Consider the following 17,770-nt stretch of genomic DNA (forward strand, 5'->3'; position numbering starts at 1 on the left):
CAATGAGTTGGTTTGAAAGATTATTACCGTCAAAAATTCGCACCAGCGGCCGTAGCCGTTCGGTTCCAGAAGGTGTCTGGTGTAAATGTCCTGAATGTGACAATGTTTTGTACCGGGCCGAACTTGAACGTAACCAGATGGTGTGTCCAAAGTGTGATCATCATCAACGCATCAATGCCCGTGTTCGACTGCAAAATTTTCTGGATGAAGCAAATCGCCAAGAAATCGGCACAGAAGTAAAACCAGTCGATACGCTTAAGTTTAAAGATAGTAAACGCTATAAAGATCGTATTACCCAGGCGCAAAAAGCCACGGGTGAAAATGATGCGTTATTAGCTATGCAAGGTACCTTAAAGGGATTACCTGTTGTGGTAGTAGCGTTTGATTTTGGCTTTATGGGCGGATCAATGGGGTCTGTGGTCGGTGAAAAGTTTGTGCGTGCAGCTAAGGTTGCATTAGCTAAAAAATTACCACTGATATGTTTTGCCGCCAGTGGCGGTGCACGTATGCAGGAAGGTTTGTTTTCATTGATGCAAATGGCCAAAACCAGTGCCGTGTTGTCTCAACTGGAAGAAGCCGGTATTCCATTTATCTCTGTTATGACTGATCCGACCATGGGTGGTGTTTCTGCTAGTCTGGCCATGCTCGGTGATGTGAATGTTGCAGAACCTAAAGCGTTAATTGGCTTTGCTGGCCCACGTGTTATTGAACAAACGGTTCGTGAAAAACTGCCAGATGGTTTCCAGCGTAGTGAGTTTTTGCTGGAACATGGTGCTATCGATATGATTATTGATCGTCGTGAAATGCGGGATCGTCTGAATAATCTGTTGACCATGATGCAAAATCGTATCGCTGTATAAACACAGTTTATGCGATTTGATAGCTTGCCACAGTGGCTGGCATGGCAAGAGAAACTCCATTTCACTGAAATCGATCCAGGTCTGGATCGGATTCGGGTGGTTTGGCAGAGAATGTATGCCGATAAAAAACCGCCATTTCGCATTGTGACAGTGGCTGGAACCAACGGTAAAGGGTCATCAGTTGCTCTGTTATCGTCCATTCTGTCAGCTGCTGGATATCGAACAGCGTGTTACACCTCACCGCATTTGTTGCGTTATAACGAACGTATTGTGATTGAGGGACAAACAGCAACCGATCAGCAGATTTGTGAAGCCTTTGATCGAATTGACACGGCACGTGAGGACGTATCTCTCAGTTATTTTGAATTTGCCACATTGGCTGCCGCCGATATTTTCTGTCGACAGAATATTGATATTGCCATCCTCGAAGTCGGAATGGGCGGGCGGCTTGACGCAGTAAACTTATTTGATGCCGATATTGCTCTAATCACTCCGATTGGCCTGGATCACACTGTATGGCTGGGGGATACTCGGGAGCTTATTGGCATAGAGAAAGCTGGCATTATGCGGGCTCATCATCCGGTGGTTTGCAGTGAATCATCACCTCCAGTTACAGTCATAGAAATAGCTCAAAAACTAGCCTCACCAGCGTATATAGCTGGCGAGGATTTCTCTTCTGAGACTAGCGGCAACTTATGGCATTGGCACAATGCCAATGAACAATTTAAGGATCTGCCTCACCCGGCATTACTTGGTTGTTATCAAATTCAAAACAGTGCAGCCGTTTTACAGGTCATCAGTTTGTTAAAAGCTGCTGGCATGGAAAAGATTAATGAATCCGCCATTCGAACCGGTTTACAGCAAGTCAAATTGTCAGGTCGTTTTCAGCTTATTGATGGACCAGTTACCCATATCTTTGATGTCACCCATAACCAGCAAGGGGCAGACAATCTGGCGAAACTTTTACAGGAAATTCCTTGTAAGGGTAAAACTCATGCGGTAATTGCCATGTTGCGTGATAAAGATAGCCGTGCAGTTTTTGATGCCTTGCTGCCGGTTATTGATAATTGGTTTCTTGGCGGACTAACTGGAAATCGAGGACAGTCAGCAGATGAGTTGGCTTCCGGGTTGAAGGGTAAAATTTCGGATGACAGAGTGCATATCAGTGAAACTGTCGAAGCAGCTTATAATCGTGCTGCTGAAGGCGCTGTCACCGGCGATCGTATTTTGATTTTTGGTTCATTTCACACCGTTGAAGCAATTATGCGGCATATTCCTGATTTTATAAGCCAGCCTTTATCTGTCAACGCCTGATGTATCTTTGTACATCGCCTGAATTTCCTTTTTGAATTTATCCAGCACCAAAGCACGTTTAACTTTTAATGTCGGTGTGAGCAAACCATTTTCAATGGTCCATGGCTCAAGCGTTAGATGCACTCGCCGAATTCGTGCATAAGCCGGAAATTCAAATAACCACTGTCTCAATAAACGCACAAAATGTTGTTTTAATACTTTGCTGCTAAGACTGTCATTTGATAACGGATCAATGCCAAGCTGTTGGGCAATCTGTGGCCATTTTTCACCATTAATGACCAGTAAAGCCGCTAAATAAGGCTGTCCTTCACCTAACACAACAGCTTGTTCAATCAAGCCATTACTGATAATTGCTGCCTCGATATCACCCGGCGGTACTTTTTCGCCATTATTCAGTACCAGAATATCTTTTATCCGACCCACAATCTGGATATGTCCGCTTTCGCTAATATGCGCTCTATCACCAGTATGCAGCCAACCGTCAGCATCGATAGTTTGAGCCGTGGCTTTATGATTATTCCAATAGCCAAGCATATTGCCCGGACCTTTTACTTCCAGCTCTTCATCCTTGCCGATTCGCACTTCAACACCTTGTATCGGTCGACCGACGCTGGCCGGATCATTACTGGATGGCTCATTAACACTGATTACAGGACTGGTCTCAGTAAGCCCATAGCCTTGCAGTAAAGTTAAATCCAGACCGATAAACATTTTTGCTGCATAGGTTGGTAATGCAGCGCCACCACTGACGGCTAAACGTAGTCGCCCGCCCAGACGTTGATGAAATTTGCCTACTACCAGTTTATTAAATAATGGCCATAACAGTAGAGAGGGTGACCAGTGTGATCGCCCTTGCTGATAGTGAAAGCGTTTCCAGCCGGTATTGACGGCCGATTTGAATATAAGCCGGCGAAATCTATTGGTTTCAGCCAGTTGTTTTTGCACACGATCATAAATTCGCTCAAAAATTCTTGGCACGGCAATCATAATGGTTGGCTGTACTTGTCGCATATCCTCTGCCAGCAAAGGAATGCTGCGCGAGAAAACGACTTTGGATCCCGCCATCATGGGCAAGTAGTAGCCGCCGGTTCGTTCCAGAGTATGAGATAGTGGTAAGAATGAAAGGAAAATGTCCTCAGGCAAGATTTCAAAAAACTGCAATGACCCATGTGCCACTGACAGCATATTCTGATGGCTCAGCATAACGCCTTTCGAACGGCCAGTAGTGCCAGATGTGTAGATAATAGATGCGAGTTGATCCGGAGCGGATGGGGAGAGCACAATTTCTCTATGCGTTTGATCCAACCAGTGGTTTAAAGTGGTAAATGGCTGGTCTTTTTCCGCCGATTCTTCATTTACGATAACAATGCGTTTAAGGCTATGTTCTTCAGGTAACACGGCTTTGATAGCTGACCATTGCTTGGCACTGTTTAACAGTAATAAGCGTACATCAGCATCCTGCAGAATGTAGGCGACGTTATCAGGGCGATCATCAGGATAAAGTGGCACCACGACCAAGCCAAGACTTAATGCAGCCAAATCGAAAAAAATCCACTCTTTGCTGTTACGCAAGTTGAGTGCAACCCGATCCCCTTTACGTAAATTTTCCTCTTGCAAGGCGTTTTGCCAGAGCAAAACAGCGTCTGCAACCTGTTGCCAGCTTAAACTTTGCCAGCTTTCGCTATCACTATCAAAATACCCGTAGGCGTCTTTGTCAGGACTACGTTTTACTCGTTCACAAAACAAACCATAAAGGGTTTGTGCCTCTTGCGGTGAAATGTAATCGCTAAAACTCATGATTAATCAAACAACCAACGTAATTGAACACCGACAATATCTACGGAATTTTTATATCGGCCTAGAAGTTGGTTTCCATTGGAATCAGTATCATCAATACTGGTGTCTTTCATGAAGATATGGGTATAGGCGGCATCCACAATAATGTTGTCGCTATAGTAATAACTTGCCCCTATGGCTAACCATGTTCTATCACTGTCAGGAATGCGAGGCGTACGTCGCTGTGCATTAGGGATTGGTGTTTCATCATAAGCAATACCAGTACGCCAAGACCAACGGTCATTCGCCTGATACTCCACACCGACGCCATAACGCATGGAGTTTTTCCAGTCCTCAGCTTTAACAGAATTCAGAGCTTGTACGTCAGAGTTAATGCGTAATTCTTCAAAGCGACTCCAACGAGTAAGACTGGCATCGGCCATAACGGCCCATTTTGAATTGAGTTGATGATATAAGGCAATTGATGCTGATTCAGGTAACGTTACCCGGCCATTGATATTACCATCCCGTATTCCCACCGCTGCTGCTTGGCCACTGACGTTTTGCGGGATACGAAACTCTCCATCACCGGTTAAATCATGAGTTATTTTTGAACGATAACTGATGCCCATGCGTGTCGCTTCAGTAAATTGATAGGTCATGCCAAGGTTATAACCCCAACTCCAATCATCCGCTGTTAAACGAACTCGACCATCATTTCCTTGAGGTTGAGCAGGATTCATCAGTAAGCCAAAGTTTGCAGCCTGGGAAAGTTCCAGATCGATATATTGCAGATTGACACCAAAGCCTAAAGACAGCTTTTCTGTGGCTTTAAATGCAATGCTGGGATTGATATTAACGGTCAATAAATCTGAGCGGATGGCATGGTAACGACCTTGCCAACTATCACCATAGTCAGTAACTAAGCCAAATGGTGCACCAACACCAATGCCCACAACAGTCGTATCATTCAGCGGATGAGCGTAATAAAAATGGGGTACCTTGGCCAGTTCACCTGCATTATTGCCATCTCCTCCAGTTAGTGGAGAGCCGTTCACATTAGAACCGCGATCTGAAAACTCGGCTCTTGGAGCGATCAGATTCAGTCCCATATTCATTTCTTTACGGGAGAGATTTGCCAAGCCTGCTGGATTAAAAAAGATGGTGCTTGCGTCATCAGCCACTGCCGCACTGCCAGAATATGCGCGGCCTAGACCAGTAATGCTTTGTTCAATTAATGCATAACCGGCTGCACCAGCAGAACTACTCGCCGCCCCGAACAAAACATAAAAACTGAATTGAGTTGAACGAGACATAGTCATGGCGGCGTTACCTAGAGAAAGTTATCAATATTAAGATGCAAAACTAGCCCATGAGTTCAAATGAAGCAAGTTTGTAATAATTAATTACGTTGAAACAAAAGATCCCAAACGCCATGACCCAGACGGTGACCACGTTGCTCAAACTTGGTTAAAGGCCGATAGTCGGGGCGGGGGATGTAATCTCCCGTTGGACTGGTATTGCTGAATTCTGAGCTGGCAGACAGATCTTGCAACATTTGCTCGGCATAATCCTGCCAGTCGGTTGCCATATGTAAGAAACCGCCAGGATGGATTTTTTGTGCCAGTATCGAAACAAAAGCTGGCTGAATAATTCGGCGTTTATGGTGGCGTTTTTTATGCCATGGATCAGGAAAATATAATTGAACGCGTTGCAGAGCAGTATCAGCAACCTGGTTTTTAAGTAATTCAACCGCATCGGTGCAGGCAACGCGTAAGTTAGTCAGATTATTATCTTCTATGGCTTTTAACAGTTGGCCGACACCGGGACGATGTACCTCCACACCGATAAAATTAAGCTCAGGTTGTTGTATTGCCATTTCAACCAGTGATGCGCCATTACCAAAACCGATTTCAAATACGACGGGCGCATCTCGACCAAACAGAGCTTGCATTTCAATGAGCTGTCCATCGGCTTCGATGCCAAACTTTGGCCATAAAAGATCTAAAGCTTTTTGCTGCCCGGGAGTTAACCGACCTTCACGTTTGACAAAGCTTTTTACCTGACGGAGGCGTTTACCTTCAGTCATTTTCTGTACCTTCATATTTGTGCGACAACTCATCAATAAGTCGATGAAAAATAGCGTGACATCATACCGAAGCCCTGCTGGAAAATCCTCCTGTAAAATTTTTTACCAAGCGCATTTTTGCCATTTACTGCATTGTAGAGTCAGCTCTATTTGCGACTTGAGGTCAGGAAGGTTTCCCATAAACCTGCAAAATAGCTGGTTGTTATCCTTGTAATAATCTGCGATTGACAAGTTGAGTGGAGAAAATGAATCACGATAAATTGCTAATTTGAGTGGATACAGTCCCACAAACAGTGCGAAAAACACATACAAGGACTATAATGCTTTGTCTGAATATTAGTTCTGATGGATTAACGCTGCTGCAATCACGTGGCCTCGAATCCCGCTACTTCGACATTTCAAGTAAACGAAAGAGAGACTCAATTATATGGTTCATCCGGTTTTAGACTCGCTCACTAACGAAGTGATCGAACGAAGTAAAAAATCTCGCACAGCGTATCTTGCTCGTGTTGATGAAGCTGCAGGCCAAGGTCCGCATCGTTTAACCTTAGGCTGTGGCAATCTTGCACATGGGTTTGCTGCTTGTGCCGCAACGGAAAAAAGTGATTTGGCTGGTGATAAAAAGGCCAACATCGGTATTATTTCTGCATACAACGACATGTTGTCTGCGCATGAGCCATACAAAGATTTCCCACCATTAATTAAGAACGCAGCGAAAGAAGCGGGCGGCATCGCACAATTTGCCGGCGGCGTACCTGCAATGTGTGATGGTATTACCCAAGGTTATCCTGGCATGGACTTGTCCTTGTTCAGTCGTGATGTAATTGCCATGGCCACAGCAGTCGGCTTGAGCCACAACATGTTTGATGCGGCAATGATGCTGGGTGTTTGTGACAAGATCGTCCCGGGTTTATTGATCGGCGCATTGAGCTTTGGTCATTTACCGACAATCTTTGTACCTGCCGGCCCAATGCCTAGTGGCTTACCGAATAAAGAAAAAGTACGTATCCGTCAGCTTTATGCTGAAGGAAAAGTCGGTCGCGAAGAGTTATTAAAAGCTGAATCAGAGTCTTATCACAGCCCCGGCACCTGTACTTTCTACGGTACTGCCAACAGTAACCAGATGATGGTTGAAATCATGGGGCTGCATTTGCCTGGTGGAACGTTTATCAATCCAAATACACCACTGCGTGATGAATTAACCAAAGAAGCTGCTCGTCAGGTATTGAAATTTACTGCCATGGGCAATGATTATCGTCCTATCGGCCATATGATCGATGAGAAAGCGATTTTGAACGCCATTATCGGACTGCTGGCAACGGGTGGTTCAACCAATCACACCATGCATATCGTTGCTGTAGCTCGCGCTGCGGGTATCTTGATTAACTGGGATGACTTCGATCGTTTATCACACATTGTTCCTTTGTTAAGCCGTGTATATCCAAATGGCAGCGCGGATGTGAATCACTTCCAGGCGGCTGGCGGTATGGGTGTGCTGATTCAAGAGTTGATATCAAATGGCTTATTGCACGAAGACATAATTACTGTTGGTAATGAAAAAGGCTTGAAACAATACAGCCAAGAGCCAAAATTAGTTGACGGTAAATTGATCTGGCAAGAAGGTCCTAAAGAGTCGTTAGATAAAGATGTTATTGGCTCTGTAGCGGAACCATTTGCTAAATCGGGTGGTGTACACCTTATTCAAGGCAACTTGGGGCGTGGTGTTTCCAAAGTCTCTGCTGTAGATGTACAGCATCGTGTTGTTCAAGCTCCTGCAATGGTATTTGATGATCAAGATGATGCAGTAGCAGCATTCAAAAATGGCGAGTTAGAGAAAGACGTTATTGTGGTATTGCGCTTCCAGGGACCAAAATCCAATGGTATGCCAGAACTGCACAAACTCAGTTCACCATTAGGCGTTCTTCAAGATCGTGGTTTTAAAGTAGCTTTGGTTACTGATGGCCGTATGTCCGGTGCTTCCGGTAAAGTGCTTCTGCAATTCAAATGTGTCCTGAGTCTGCTGATGGTGGTCCGCTGACTAGAGTGAAAGACGGCGATATCATTCATCTTGATACCGAAAAAGGCATTATGAATGTGCTGGTTGATGAAGCAGAATTTAATGCTCGTTTATCATGCATGATGGCTAATACCGAACATCATTATGGCAGTGGTCGTGAATTATTCGACAGCTTCCGTGCCGGCGTTTCTTCTGCAGAAGAAGGCGCCATTAATATGTTTAACGTTGAATAAACTATCACCAGAAATTAGGGATATCTTTTTATATGAGCAAAACGATTCACGAAATTATGCAAATCTCACCGATTGTTCCGGTGATGGTTATCAACAATGTTGAACATGCAGTACCACTAGCTCAAGCATTGGTTAAAGGCGGCTTAAAAGTACTGGAAATTACTCTGCGTACTGATGCAGCTCTGGAATCTATCCGTCGTATCAAAGCCGAAGTACCAGATGCAATCGTTGGCGCTGGAACGATTATTAATATTGAAACGTTAAATGCAGCGATTGATGCCGGCGCGGAATTTATTGTCAGCCCCGGTACAACGGATACGTTGATTGAAGCTGCATTAAAAACAGGTGTGCCTTTATTACCAGGTGTTGCTAACCCAAGTGAAGCGATGCGTTTACTGGAACGTGGTATTACGGCAATGAAATTCTTCCCTGCAGAAGCAGCGGGTGGGGTGCCGATGTTGAAATCAATTGGTGCGCCGATTCCACAAATCCTGTTTTGCCCAACCGGGGGCGTCAGCCAGAAAAACGTTAAAAACTACTACAGCTTGCCAAATGTCGGCTGTGTAGGCGGTTCATGGATGTGTGCAGCGAATTTGGTTGAAGCAGAAAACTGGGATGAAATTACCCGGTTAGCGGCTGAAGCTATTGAGCTTGCGACCAACTAAAGCACTACAAGTTTAAAAATTAAAACCGGGTTAGTTCGCTAACCCGGTTTTTTTATGTCTCTGGGATCTGTTGTCTTTTCAGAGCCTAGATCACAATGCCCCGTTCCAGCCAGTCTGCAATCAACTGTCTGGCACCTTGCGTAACAATATCGGGGTTAGGGTGTTGCAAAGCTTCAGCAATGGCTTCAGCGGCTTGCTGACCGGTCTGTCCGGCATCAAGCAAATCCAGTAATCGTGCACTGACCGGATTTAACTCGATGAACTTCACCTGATCTTCGGCATTACGATATAACAGCAGAAAAAAAGGTGTTTCCGCAGGTTGGTCTGGCAGATTGTCTGGCGCGATTAAGTGCACAGGATAATCATAGGCAAAACTCCAGCTTAAAGGCGAGCGCTGCAATGTGAGTTGCAGTATATCTTCCTGTTTATTGACTTCGCGTTTTTGAAAATCAGGGCTGGCAATACTCAATGCCAATTCAACCCATTCATAGTGTGCCAATTCGGCAATAAAAGGCATTGATGAATACTGCTGTGGATGGGCTTCCAGATAACTGACAAACTCGCGAGCGATGTCATTGAATAATGGCGAACTGCAACGATGCTGACGAATAAAGTCTGCAGCCAGATTGTGCCAGGGCTTTTCACCGAGAATCTGCTTTAGGACCGGACAGGCACTGCTGAGGAAGCTTTCGATATTGTTATAAATCAGCCGCTGATAAATCGCCATGCGACGTGATTCGACATCAGCGGGTTCAGGCACGCCCTGCGGATCACGAAGATGTGCCGTAAATTGCTGCTGAGTCTGTTTGAAATCAGGCGCTTGCGACATGGGCAGATCGATATTGAGACTGGATATCGCGGATCTTAGCCACCTCATCAAACAAGGTACTGAGTGCGGGGATATTAAAATCACGTTCCAGCAGAGTTGGAATCACCCCATGCTGCTGGTATGCGTGATGTAGTAATTGCCATACCGGGTCAATCACATCGGCGCCATGGGTATCGATAATGAGATCTTCCGCTTCATTATAGTGACCAGCAATGTGCATGTAGGCGATACGTTTACTGTCGAGCGCATCAATATAGCTCTTGGCATCGTAGCCATGGTTAATGCTGTTGACGTAAACATTATTCACGTCGAGTAATAATTCACAATCGGCTCGTTGCAGAATCGCATTGATAAACTCAATTTCGTCAATTTGTCGTCCCGGAGCGGCATAATACGAGACATTCTCGATGATCAGACGACGTTGCAGAATATCCTGTACCCGGCTAATGCGATCAGCCACATAGACAACTGCTTCTTCAGTAAATGGAATAGGCATCAAATCGTAGAGATGCCCATCATCGCTGCAGTAGCTTAAATGTTCGCTATAAAGGCGAACCTGATGCTGGTCGAGAAACTGCTTTATGCGTTTTACAAAGGCTTCATCGAGCGGGGCAGGGCTACCAATAGACAGAGAGAGTCCATGACATAACATGGGAAAACGCTCGCTGAAAGCACGCAATTTTTTTCCGAGTCGACCGCCCATTTCCATCCAGTTTTCTGGAGCGACTTCAATAAAATCGATAGGCGGATGATCCAATTGCATGATCTCGTCGATAAAGCTGCGTCTTAATCCCAGACCCGCTCCTTCAACGGCATAACCTTGTGTTCTCATGCGGTGACTCTTTTTCCATTGCGATAATAAACAGACGTTTTCGATCGCAATTTGTTACAGATAAACATTATCGAAGCTTAAGGAGCTTTTGGAATTTCAAACATGGATCGATCAACACCGACATTGCCTGTTTTGGCGTCGTATAAGTACACAACCGCTTTATAATGCCCCGGTTCTGTAATCGTAGTTTTGCCGCTGAACATGCCGGTCGGGCCGGTGAAATCCAATGTCACTTCATCGATGTTTTTATCATCACGCATGATGATGGCTTTAACTTCGTAGTTATCAGCCTGCCAGAGTCCATCTTTAGTGATAGGGCAGCCACACAGCAATGAAGCTTTGGTGTAAATATCCACCTGACCACCTTCCAACACACGGGTCCATGCATCCACAATAAAACCGGTCATGGTGATGATAATGCCATCGCCCAGAATATCTTTGCCGGGAACCACCCAACTGGTCACACTGGCTTCCTGATAGGCTTGCTGATAACCATAAGGCCCGATAAGTTTAAAACGTAAAAGTCGAGGTGCATCAATAGCCACGTTGGCTAAAAAGCCGGCTGTTTTTTCATCTGTCTGTGGTTCACTGCGTTTTAACGGGTTTTCCATTAGCACCGCAGTATCGCCAGTTCCACCATTAATCCAGCCTTGATCGAGAATTTCACCAGTTTCGGCATCTTCAACAATCACGCGAATCCCACCGACACTGGTACCAATAAATTTCGAATCAACGGCTTTAGCACGCACCATTATCTGTGTTTCAGCGGCGATGGCTGACAAGCTGAACATCATCAGAGCGACAATTACCCAAAAACGTGTGTACATGTCTTTCCCCTCTAGGACTTATTTCTATATCTAATTATTCAGTATCATTTGATGCGACAGACCATGCATCATAGCCTCCAATCATGGAATACACATTGGTATATCCAAGTTGCTGCAAAGTGGCCGTTGCCAACGCACTACGGCCGCCAGATTTGCAATACACCACAACCGGTCGAGTTTTCTCCTGTAAATCAGGATGGCTTTCGACAGAAAACTCCAACAAGCCGCGTGGAATATGTCTGGCATCAGCAATATGACCTTTAGCGAATTCATCAGGCTCACGAACATCCAGCGCGATACTGTCATCATTCAGCATCTGTTGAGCCTGCGATACACTAATCTCCTGTATCGCCGCTTTTGCTGCCTGAACCAGATCCATTGCTGTTTTTGCCATGCCATGCTCCCAAGTTAGTTAACGTTGTGACCATAGTAATCGTTAATAGTTGTCGAATAAACCAACAATATTAGCAATTGCTTGATAACCCATCTGAGGGTAGCACTGTTACAATGTTTTACCTTACATCTGTTAACCCTGCTGATCTGTAACTTGTGGCTGAGTCGTGCAATATCCACGACTTATTCCATAAGTTATAGCTGCACCTGAGACGATTATGCTGGCTTATATCATTCGCCGTATTTTGTATGCTTTTCCCATTTTGCTTGGCGTCAATGCGCTGACTTTTGCGTTGTTTTTTATGGTGAATACACCAGATGATATGGCGCGGATGCAGTTGGGTGAACGCTATATTACCGAGCAGGCGATTACCACCTGGAAGCAAGAGCGCGGCTACGATCGGGATTTGCTTTGGAATGACTCAGCAGAAGGCACTGAAAAATTCACCGATACTATTTTCTTTGATAAATCATTAGCGCTATTCAGCTTTCAGTTCGGTCAGGCGGATGATGGGCGGGATATCGGACAGGATATTAAAACTCGAATGTGGCCCAGCCTGGCAATTGCCATTCCTGTATTCGTGGTCGGTTTACTGGTCAATATTACTTTTGCATTGATGATGGTGTTTTTCCGGGCCACTTATGTGGATTTGGGCGGGGTAGTGCTGTGTGTTGTCTTGATGTCGATATCTAGTCTGTTTTATATCATCGCCGGACAGTTTTTAATCGGTAAGGTGATGCAGCTGGTACCGATATCCGGCTTTGGGGAAGGGCTTAATACGCTTAAGTTTCTGCTATTGCCGGTAGCGATTGGTATTGTTTCAGGGATCGGTTCCGGTTCACGCTGGTATCGCACCTTATTTCTAGAAGAAATCTCCAAAGATTATGTACGCACCGCCAGAGCCAAAGGTTTATCTGAAGTCCGCGTACTGTTTCAGCATGTATTGAAAAACGCGATGATCCCGATTCTGACTGGGGCGGTCGTGGTGATACCCACTTTATTCATGGGCAGTCTGATTCTGGAATCCTTCTTTGGCATCCCTGGCCTTGGTAGTTACACCATTGATGCAATACATGCGCAGGATTTTGCCATTGTGCGGGCCATGGTTTTCCTTGGTTCAGTTTTATATATTGTTGGGCTTTTGCTGACCGATATTTCATACACCTTTGTCGATCCAAGAGTACGCATGGATGGTTGATTCAAAAATTGATTTACGCGCTCGGGCATTAGAATGCCTGCTTATTAACGATGCGAGCGAAAAAGCCCAACAAACCCGGCAACTAGCGGCTGAATGTCATCAGCATGGCTACAGCATTGCTCATCAACCTCTACCGGTTCCCGTTAACCCAGGTCGGCCGGACAAACCGCAACTGGTTTCGCCACGTGATTTACCACGACGCCGTAATAACCAGCAAACTGGCCACACCACACTGATTCATGCGATTTGTCATATCGAGTTTAATGCGATTAATTTAGCGTTGGATGCGATAGCTCGTTTTACCAATATGCCGGATGATTTTTATCGTGACTGGCTGCAAGTGGCTGATGAAGAAGCCAAGCACTTTTCCATGTTATCAGCACACCTTCAGCAAGCCGGTTATGCCTACGGTGATTTTCCAGCCCATGATGGTTTATGGGAAATGGCGCGAAAAACGCATCATGATCCATTGACTCGCATGGCATTAGTGCCAAGAGTATTGGAGGCGAGGGGATTGGATGTGACACCGGGCATGATGAATAAACTACGAGCCAGTGGTGATTTGGCTGCAGTTGAAATTCTTGAAGTGATTTTGCGCGAAGAAATCGGTCATGTATCAATTGGCACACGCTGGTTTAATTATCTTTGTGATCAACGTGATTTAGAGCCGACACATACTTTCACCAGCTTATTAAAAACCTATTTTAATGGTGAAATACGTGGGCCATTTCATATCGAAGCCCGCAAACAAGCGGGCTTTACCAATGCAGAACTGGATTGGCTGGAATCTAATCGTTAGCGGCTTCTGCGGTTTTGTTTTTCTTTTCCATCTCGGCTTTTTGCCGACGCGATTCTTTCGGATCAGCAATTAACGGTCGATAAATTTCAATACGGTCTTTGTGGCTCAGCGTGGCATCCATTTTACAAATTTTGCCGAAAATCCCGACTTTATCTTTTTCAATATTGATTTGTGGATAACGTTCCAAAATACCAGAGCGTTTAACCGCCTGTTCAACCGTTGTATTGTCAGGGACTTCCAATGACAAAATCACTTGCTCATCAGGCAGTGCATAGGCAATTTCAACGGTAATTAATTTGGCATTAACGGGTTCCATATATTTCCTTGGCACGAATACAAAACGCTTCAACTAATGAACCAGATATTTGGGTAAACACGGGCCCTAATGCCAAATCTAGCAAGCGTGTGGAAAATTCAAAATCCATATCCAGTTGCACCCGGCAACCTTCATTGTCGCCAATCGGACTGAATTGCCAGAAACCTTCTAAATGTCGGAAAGGGCCATCAATCAGTTCAATACGGATCGATTCGCCATGTTGCAAGGTATTGCGAGTGGAAAATTCGTGATGAATACCGCCTTTAGCAATATCCAGCGTGGCGCAGATCACCTTATCGTTTTTACTGATGATTTTACTGCCACGACACCAGGGCAGAAAACTCGGATAGGCCTCTACATCATTGACCAGATCAAACATCTGATCCGGCGTATACATTACTAGCGAACTGCGCGTAATAGTCGTCATTTAGTGTTTACATTGACCTCAAATGAAAATAATCAAAAGATGAAATCCAATACACCCGTTAAACTCACAAAAACGACAAAAATCGCTATTGGTGTGACATACCGAACCAAAAAGCGCCATTCGTGATAAATCAGGTTGGATTTAATCCCCAGCTCTTCCTGAGTACTGCGTTGCGACATGATCCATCCGGCGAAAATTGCGATGAGCATTCCGCCCAAAGGCAACATGATATTGGCAGTGAGATAATCCAGCAACTCAAAGGCCGTCATATCCTGCCAAGTCCAGTCTTTCAAAACGTTAAATGAGAACAAACTTAGCAGTCCCAGCAACCAGACCAATATACCTACCCAGATGCAGGCGTTAAGCCGTTTTATATCAAAGTTTTCCACCAGCCATGTCACTACGGGTTCGACCAGGGCTATTGCTGAACTCAAAGCTGCAAAAACCAACAATAAAAAAACATACCACCGAAAAATGCGCCATTATCCATATGGCCAAAGGCAATTGGCAGGGTTTCAAATATCAGACTTGGCCCAGCACCTGGAGCCATATTATTGGCAAACACCAGCGGGAAAATCGCCAAACCAGCCAGAATCGCGACCGCCGTATCCATAAATGAAATCGCCAGTGAGACTTTAAATATAGAGGTTTTTTTCGGTAGGTAAGATCCATAGACCATAATCGCTCCCATACCCAGACTAAGAGTGAAAAATGCATGGCCCATGGCAGTTAAAATGGCCTCGGTGGTGAGTTTGGAAAAGTCGGGTTTGAATAGAAAGTTTACTGCCTGATCAAAATAAACACCGGTCTGATAGGCATATCCAACTAATACCAACAAAATCAGAAATAAAGCCGGCATTAAAAACCGCACTGACTTTTCCAAACCGCGTTGTACACCACGGCTGACAATCAACATGGTCAGCATCATAAAAATGGTATGCCAGGCTAACAGTTTTTCAGGATCGTTAATCAGCGTCAGATGCAGGTTACGCGCACCATCTGGCGTGACACCTTCAAATACACCGAATAATAAGCGAGGAACATAGGCCATCGCCTGACCGGCAATCACACTGTAATAAGAAAGAATTAAAAACCCGGCTAATACACCGCCAAAACCAAGATATTTCCAAAGGGAAGAGGCTTTTTCTTCTTCGGCCAAACTGGCCAGACTGTTAAACGGATTTTGTCGACCGCGTCGACCAATCAGAATTTCCGCCATCATGATGGGAACACCGATGGCAAAGATACAAGCAAGATAAACAAGGACAAACGCACCGCCGCCATATTCACCGGCGATATAAGGAAATTTCCAGATATTCCCCAGGCCAACTGCTGCACCAGTGGCAGCAAGAATAAAGGCCCAGCGTGAAGTCCACTCGCCATGAACCGACTTTAACGGTCTATCCATATCTCACTCATTAAAATAAATAGCCTCGATTCTGGGCGAATTTCCTAAAATGCTCAAGCCAAGCAGCAATGCGCACATGTATAATGCCGCGATGGCCACAAAGAATAAACCTCAACAAACCGACAATACTATCGCCCGTAACCGGAAAGCGCGTCATGAATTTTTTATAGAAGAAAAATTCGAGGCGGGTTTGGTGCTGGAAGGATGGGAAGTGAAAAGCTTACGTGAAGGTAAAGCACAGCTGAGTGACAGCTATGTGCTTATCCGTAATGGTGAGGCTTGGTTAGCCAATGCGTTGATCACCGCCTTGAAGACAGCATCTACTCACATCGTTCCTCAGCCACAACGCGACCGCAAATTGCTGCTGAATCGTAACGAGCTAAATAAGCTGATCGGTGCAGTTGAGCGCAAAGGTTATACCTTGATCCCGCTTAACATGTACTGGAAGCGAGGCAAAGCCAAGATTGAAATAGCGTTGGCAAAAGGTAAGCAAATGCACGACAAACGCGCCACCATGAAAGAACGTGACTGGCAACGCGATAAAGAGCGTTTATTTAAAAATATTTAATTATCGCAACAAGGAACTGTCGAATTCCGTATAATGTCTGACGTACTACAAACCTTTGGGGGCGACCTGGCTTCGACGTGGGTTACGAAACCTAAGGTGCATGCCGAGAACTCCAGTTCTTCTCGTTAAAAAGATTGGAAAAATATAGTTGCTAACGATAACAACTACGCACTAGCTGCTTAATAACCAGTGAATGCCGTTCGACCAGAGCCGTGCTTGTGCGTCTGGTATCGGGCGTCGACTCTCACAAGACCGTCTTGACGTATGCTTGGTACTGATAGACTAAAACTTAACAAGATCGCTTCTAGTTTTCCCTGTTCATCGGGTAGCTAGTAGTTAAATTAATAGATGAAATAAGCATGTAGAGCTGAAGGCAGAGGATTTGCGGACGCGGGTTCGATTCCCGCCGCCTCCACCAAAACAAAATAAACCACCTTTAGGTGGTTTTTTTGTGCCCGAAGTTTACTCAAATTAAATATTCATTTGAACACTGAGAGTCGAAATCTCGTTCCGATGCCCACGCTTTCGAATGTAGCTTAGGTGTTAGATTCCCACGGAGGACCGTGGGAACTAGTTAAACACATTTTATGACCTTTTCCTCGTTCCCACGCTCCCGCGTGGGAATGCCGGTGTGCTAAGCTTTAACTTCAGCAATGCAACGTAAAGGATTATGAGGCATGGGCCGAAGCCGCTATATATTTACCGATCCAACCCAACCACACTTTATGACCTTGACGGTATTAAATTCGATCCCCGTTTTCACCCGTCCAGACACTGTTAATATTTTATTCGACTCTTTTCGATTCATGATGAATGAGGGGATGAAAGTATATGCCTACGTAATTCTTGAAAATCACCTGCATCTTATTGCCCAAAGCGAGCAACTGGATAAAGATATCGCTCGATTTAAATCTTTTACTGCGCGTCGCCTAATTGGCTACCTTCAAGCTAATCGGATTCATACTATTCTGAAAGAGTTGGATTCTCATAAAAAAGCCCACAAACATAATCGGCCTCATCAATTCTGGCAGGAAGGTGTTCATCCAGAACTGATACAGGGTGAGGCAGTGATGCGTCAAAAAATTGATTATATTCATCACAACCCGGTCAAACGTGGCTATGTGGATGAAGCTATTCATTGGCGCTATTCCAGTGCAAGAAGCTATGCAGGAAGGGATGGTCTGTTGGAGATCTGTCATGAATGGTGACGTTGATATA

Annotated in this window: 20 protein-coding genes and 1 other RNA gene; 10 read left to right on the top strand and 11 right to left on the bottom strand. The window is 45.0% G+C overall.

Going from position 1 to position 17,770, the window contains the following annotated elements; genetic code table 11:
* Positions 1 to 2 precede the first annotated feature (2 nt).
* Both accD and folC read left to right on the top strand, forming a co-directional pair.
* The gene (accD, locus tag A9E74_RS02665) at positions 3 to 860 is read left to right on the top strand and encodes an acetyl-CoA carboxylase, carboxyltransferase subunit beta (protein WP_069295113.1); all 858 of its coding nucleotides are present in this window, start codon (positions 3 to 5) and stop codon (positions 858 to 860) included.
* Between the two features lie 9 nt (positions 861 to 869).
* Positions 870 to 2,174, top strand: coding sequence for a bifunctional tetrahydrofolate synthase/dihydrofolate synthase (folC, locus tag A9E74_RS02670; RefSeq protein WP_069295114.1), 1,305 nt, complete (start codon positions 870 to 872; stop codon positions 2,172 to 2,174).
* Here folC and A9E74_RS02675 read toward each other — a convergent pair.
* The 3 genes from A9E74_RS02675 to trmB all read right to left on the bottom strand — a co-directional run bounded on the left by A9E74_RS02675 (position 2,157) and on the right by trmB (position 6,039).
* A complete protein-coding gene (locus A9E74_RS02675; protein ID WP_069295115.1) occupies positions 2,157 to 3,971 on the bottom strand; it encodes an AMP-dependent synthetase/ligase in 1,815 nt (604 codons plus the stop codon). The genes folC and A9E74_RS02675 overlap by 18 nt on opposite strands.
* A gap of 2 nt (positions 3,972 to 3,973) precedes the next feature.
* A complete protein-coding gene (locus A9E74_RS02680; RefSeq protein ID WP_084002865.1) occupies positions 3,974 to 5,272 on the bottom strand; it encodes an OmpP1/FadL family transporter in 1,299 nt (432 codons plus the stop codon).
* Positions 5,273 to 5,352: 80 nt separating this feature from the next.
* Positions 5,353 to 6,039 carry a tRNA (guanosine(46)-N7)-methyltransferase TrmB gene (gene trmB, locus A9E74_RS02685; protein WP_069295116.1) on the bottom strand — a complete coding sequence of 229 codons (687 nt, stop codon included), beginning with the start codon at positions 6,037 to 6,039 and terminating at the stop codon, positions 5,353 to 5,355.
* Between the two features lie 427 nt (positions 6,040 to 6,466).
* On the opposite strand from trmB, the gene edd reads away from it, so the two are divergent.
* From edd to A9E74_RS02695, 3 genes are read left to right on the top strand one after another with little or no spacing between them, the layout of a single operon-like run.
* Entirely contained in the window at positions 6,467 to 8,077 is a 1,611-nt protein-coding gene (edd, locus tag A9E74_RS02690; RefSeq protein ID WP_425412303.1) for a phosphogluconate dehydratase, read from the top strand.
* On the top strand, positions 8,044 to 8,289 hold the full coding sequence (locus A9E74_RS15045) for a dihydroxy-acid dehydratase domain-containing protein (RefSeq protein ID WP_425412304.1): 246 nt from the start codon (positions 8,044 to 8,046) through the stop codon (positions 8,287 to 8,289). The genes edd and A9E74_RS15045 overlap by 34 nt, the downstream gene beginning before the upstream one ends.
* A 32-nt stretch (positions 8,290 to 8,321) precedes the next feature.
* Positions 8,322 to 8,954, top strand: a complete 633-nt coding sequence (locus A9E74_RS02695) for a bifunctional 4-hydroxy-2-oxoglutarate aldolase/2-dehydro-3-deoxy-phosphogluconate aldolase (protein ID WP_069295117.1) — start codon at positions 8,322 to 8,324, stop codon at positions 8,952 to 8,954.
* 85 nt (positions 8,955 to 9,039) lie between these two features.
* Here A9E74_RS02695 and A9E74_RS02700 read toward each other — a convergent pair whose 3' ends face one another.
* From A9E74_RS02700 to A9E74_RS02715, 4 genes are all read right to left on the bottom strand, one after another.
* A complete protein-coding gene (locus A9E74_RS02700; protein WP_069295118.1) occupies positions 9,040 to 9,783 on the bottom strand; it encodes an HvfC family RiPP maturation protein in 744 nt (247 codons plus the stop codon).
* Positions 9,767 to 10,615, bottom strand: coding sequence for an HvfB family MNIO-type RiPP peptide maturase (locus tag A9E74_RS02705; RefSeq protein WP_069295119.1), 849 nt, complete (start codon positions 10,613 to 10,615; stop codon positions 9,767 to 9,769). Before A9E74_RS02705 ends, A9E74_RS02700 begins: the two co-directional genes overlap by 17 nt.
* 77 nt (positions 10,616 to 10,692) lie before the next feature.
* Positions 10,693 to 11,442: a hypothetical protein gene (locus A9E74_RS02710; protein WP_245652020.1), complete on the bottom strand. Its 750-nt coding sequence runs from the start codon at positions 11,440 to 11,442 to the stop codon at positions 10,693 to 10,695.
* Positions 11,443 to 11,476: 34 nt separating this feature from the next.
* Positions 11,477 to 11,836 carry a rhodanese-like domain-containing protein gene (locus A9E74_RS02715; RefSeq protein ID WP_069295120.1) on the bottom strand — a complete coding sequence of 120 codons (360 nt, stop codon included), beginning with the start codon at positions 11,834 to 11,836 and terminating at the stop codon, positions 11,477 to 11,479.
* A 217-nt stretch (positions 11,837 to 12,053) separates the two neighbouring features.
* Here A9E74_RS02715 and A9E74_RS02720 point away from each other — a divergent pair, with 217 nt between their 5' ends.
* A complete protein-coding gene (locus A9E74_RS02720; RefSeq protein ID WP_069295121.1) occupies positions 12,054 to 13,034 on the top strand; it encodes an ABC transporter permease in 981 nt (326 codons plus the stop codon).
* Entirely contained in the window at positions 13,027 to 13,833 is an 807-nt protein-coding gene (locus A9E74_RS02725; protein WP_069295122.1) for a ferritin-like domain-containing protein, read from the top strand. Before A9E74_RS02720 ends, A9E74_RS02725 begins: the two co-directional genes overlap by 8 nt.
* Here the strand turns inward: A9E74_RS02725 and A9E74_RS02730 are convergent.
* From A9E74_RS02730 to A9E74_RS02740, 4 genes are read right to left on the bottom strand one after another with little or no spacing between them, the layout of a single operon-like run.
* Positions 13,823 to 14,149 (bottom strand): RnfH family protein, encoded by a 327-nt coding sequence (locus tag A9E74_RS02730; RefSeq protein WP_069295123.1) that lies wholly within the window; start codon positions 14,147 to 14,149, stop codon positions 13,823 to 13,825. The two genes, A9E74_RS02725 and A9E74_RS02730, sit on opposite strands and share 11 nt — an antisense overlap.
* Positions 14,136 to 14,576, bottom strand: coding sequence for a type II toxin-antitoxin system RatA family toxin (locus A9E74_RS02735; protein ID WP_069295124.1), 441 nt, complete (start codon positions 14,574 to 14,576; stop codon positions 14,136 to 14,138). Before A9E74_RS02735 ends, A9E74_RS02730 begins: the two co-directional genes overlap by 14 nt.
* Before the next feature lie 32 nt (positions 14,577 to 14,608).
* Complete coding sequence (locus A9E74_RS14990; protein WP_342670156.1) at positions 14,609 to 15,010, bottom strand: SLC5/6 family protein; 402 nt, start codon at positions 15,008 to 15,010, stop codon at positions 14,609 to 14,611.
* Positions 15,007 to 15,984 carry a sodium-dependent transporter gene (locus A9E74_RS02740; protein ID WP_342670157.1) on the bottom strand — a complete coding sequence of 326 codons (978 nt, stop codon included), beginning with the start codon at positions 15,982 to 15,984 and terminating at the stop codon, positions 15,007 to 15,009. Before A9E74_RS02740 ends, A9E74_RS14990 begins: the two co-directional genes overlap by 4 nt.
* 76 nt (positions 15,985 to 16,060) lie before the next feature.
* On the opposite strand from A9E74_RS02740, the gene smpB reads away from it, so the two are divergent.
* From smpB to A9E74_RS02755, 3 genes are all read left to right on the top strand, one after another.
* Positions 16,061 to 16,552: an SsrA-binding protein SmpB gene (smpB, locus tag A9E74_RS02745; RefSeq protein WP_136553711.1), complete on the top strand. Its 492-nt coding sequence runs from the start codon at positions 16,061 to 16,063 to the stop codon at positions 16,550 to 16,552.
* A gap of 57 nt (positions 16,553 to 16,609) precedes the next feature.
* Positions 16,610 to 16,970, top strand: a transfer-messenger RNA (tmRNA) gene (ssrA, locus tag A9E74_RS02750).
* 259 nt (positions 16,971 to 17,229) lie between these two features.
* Positions 17,230 to 17,760 (top strand): REP-associated tyrosine transposase, encoded by a 531-nt coding sequence (locus A9E74_RS02755; protein WP_069295125.1) that lies wholly within the window; start codon positions 17,230 to 17,232, stop codon positions 17,758 to 17,760.
* The last annotated feature ends 10 nt before the right edge of the window (positions 17,761 to 17,770 follow it).

The organism is Methylophaga muralis (assembly GCF_001720165.1).
GTDB lineage: Bacteria > Pseudomonadota > Gammaproteobacteria > Nitrosococcales > Methylophagaceae > Methylophaga > Methylophaga muralis.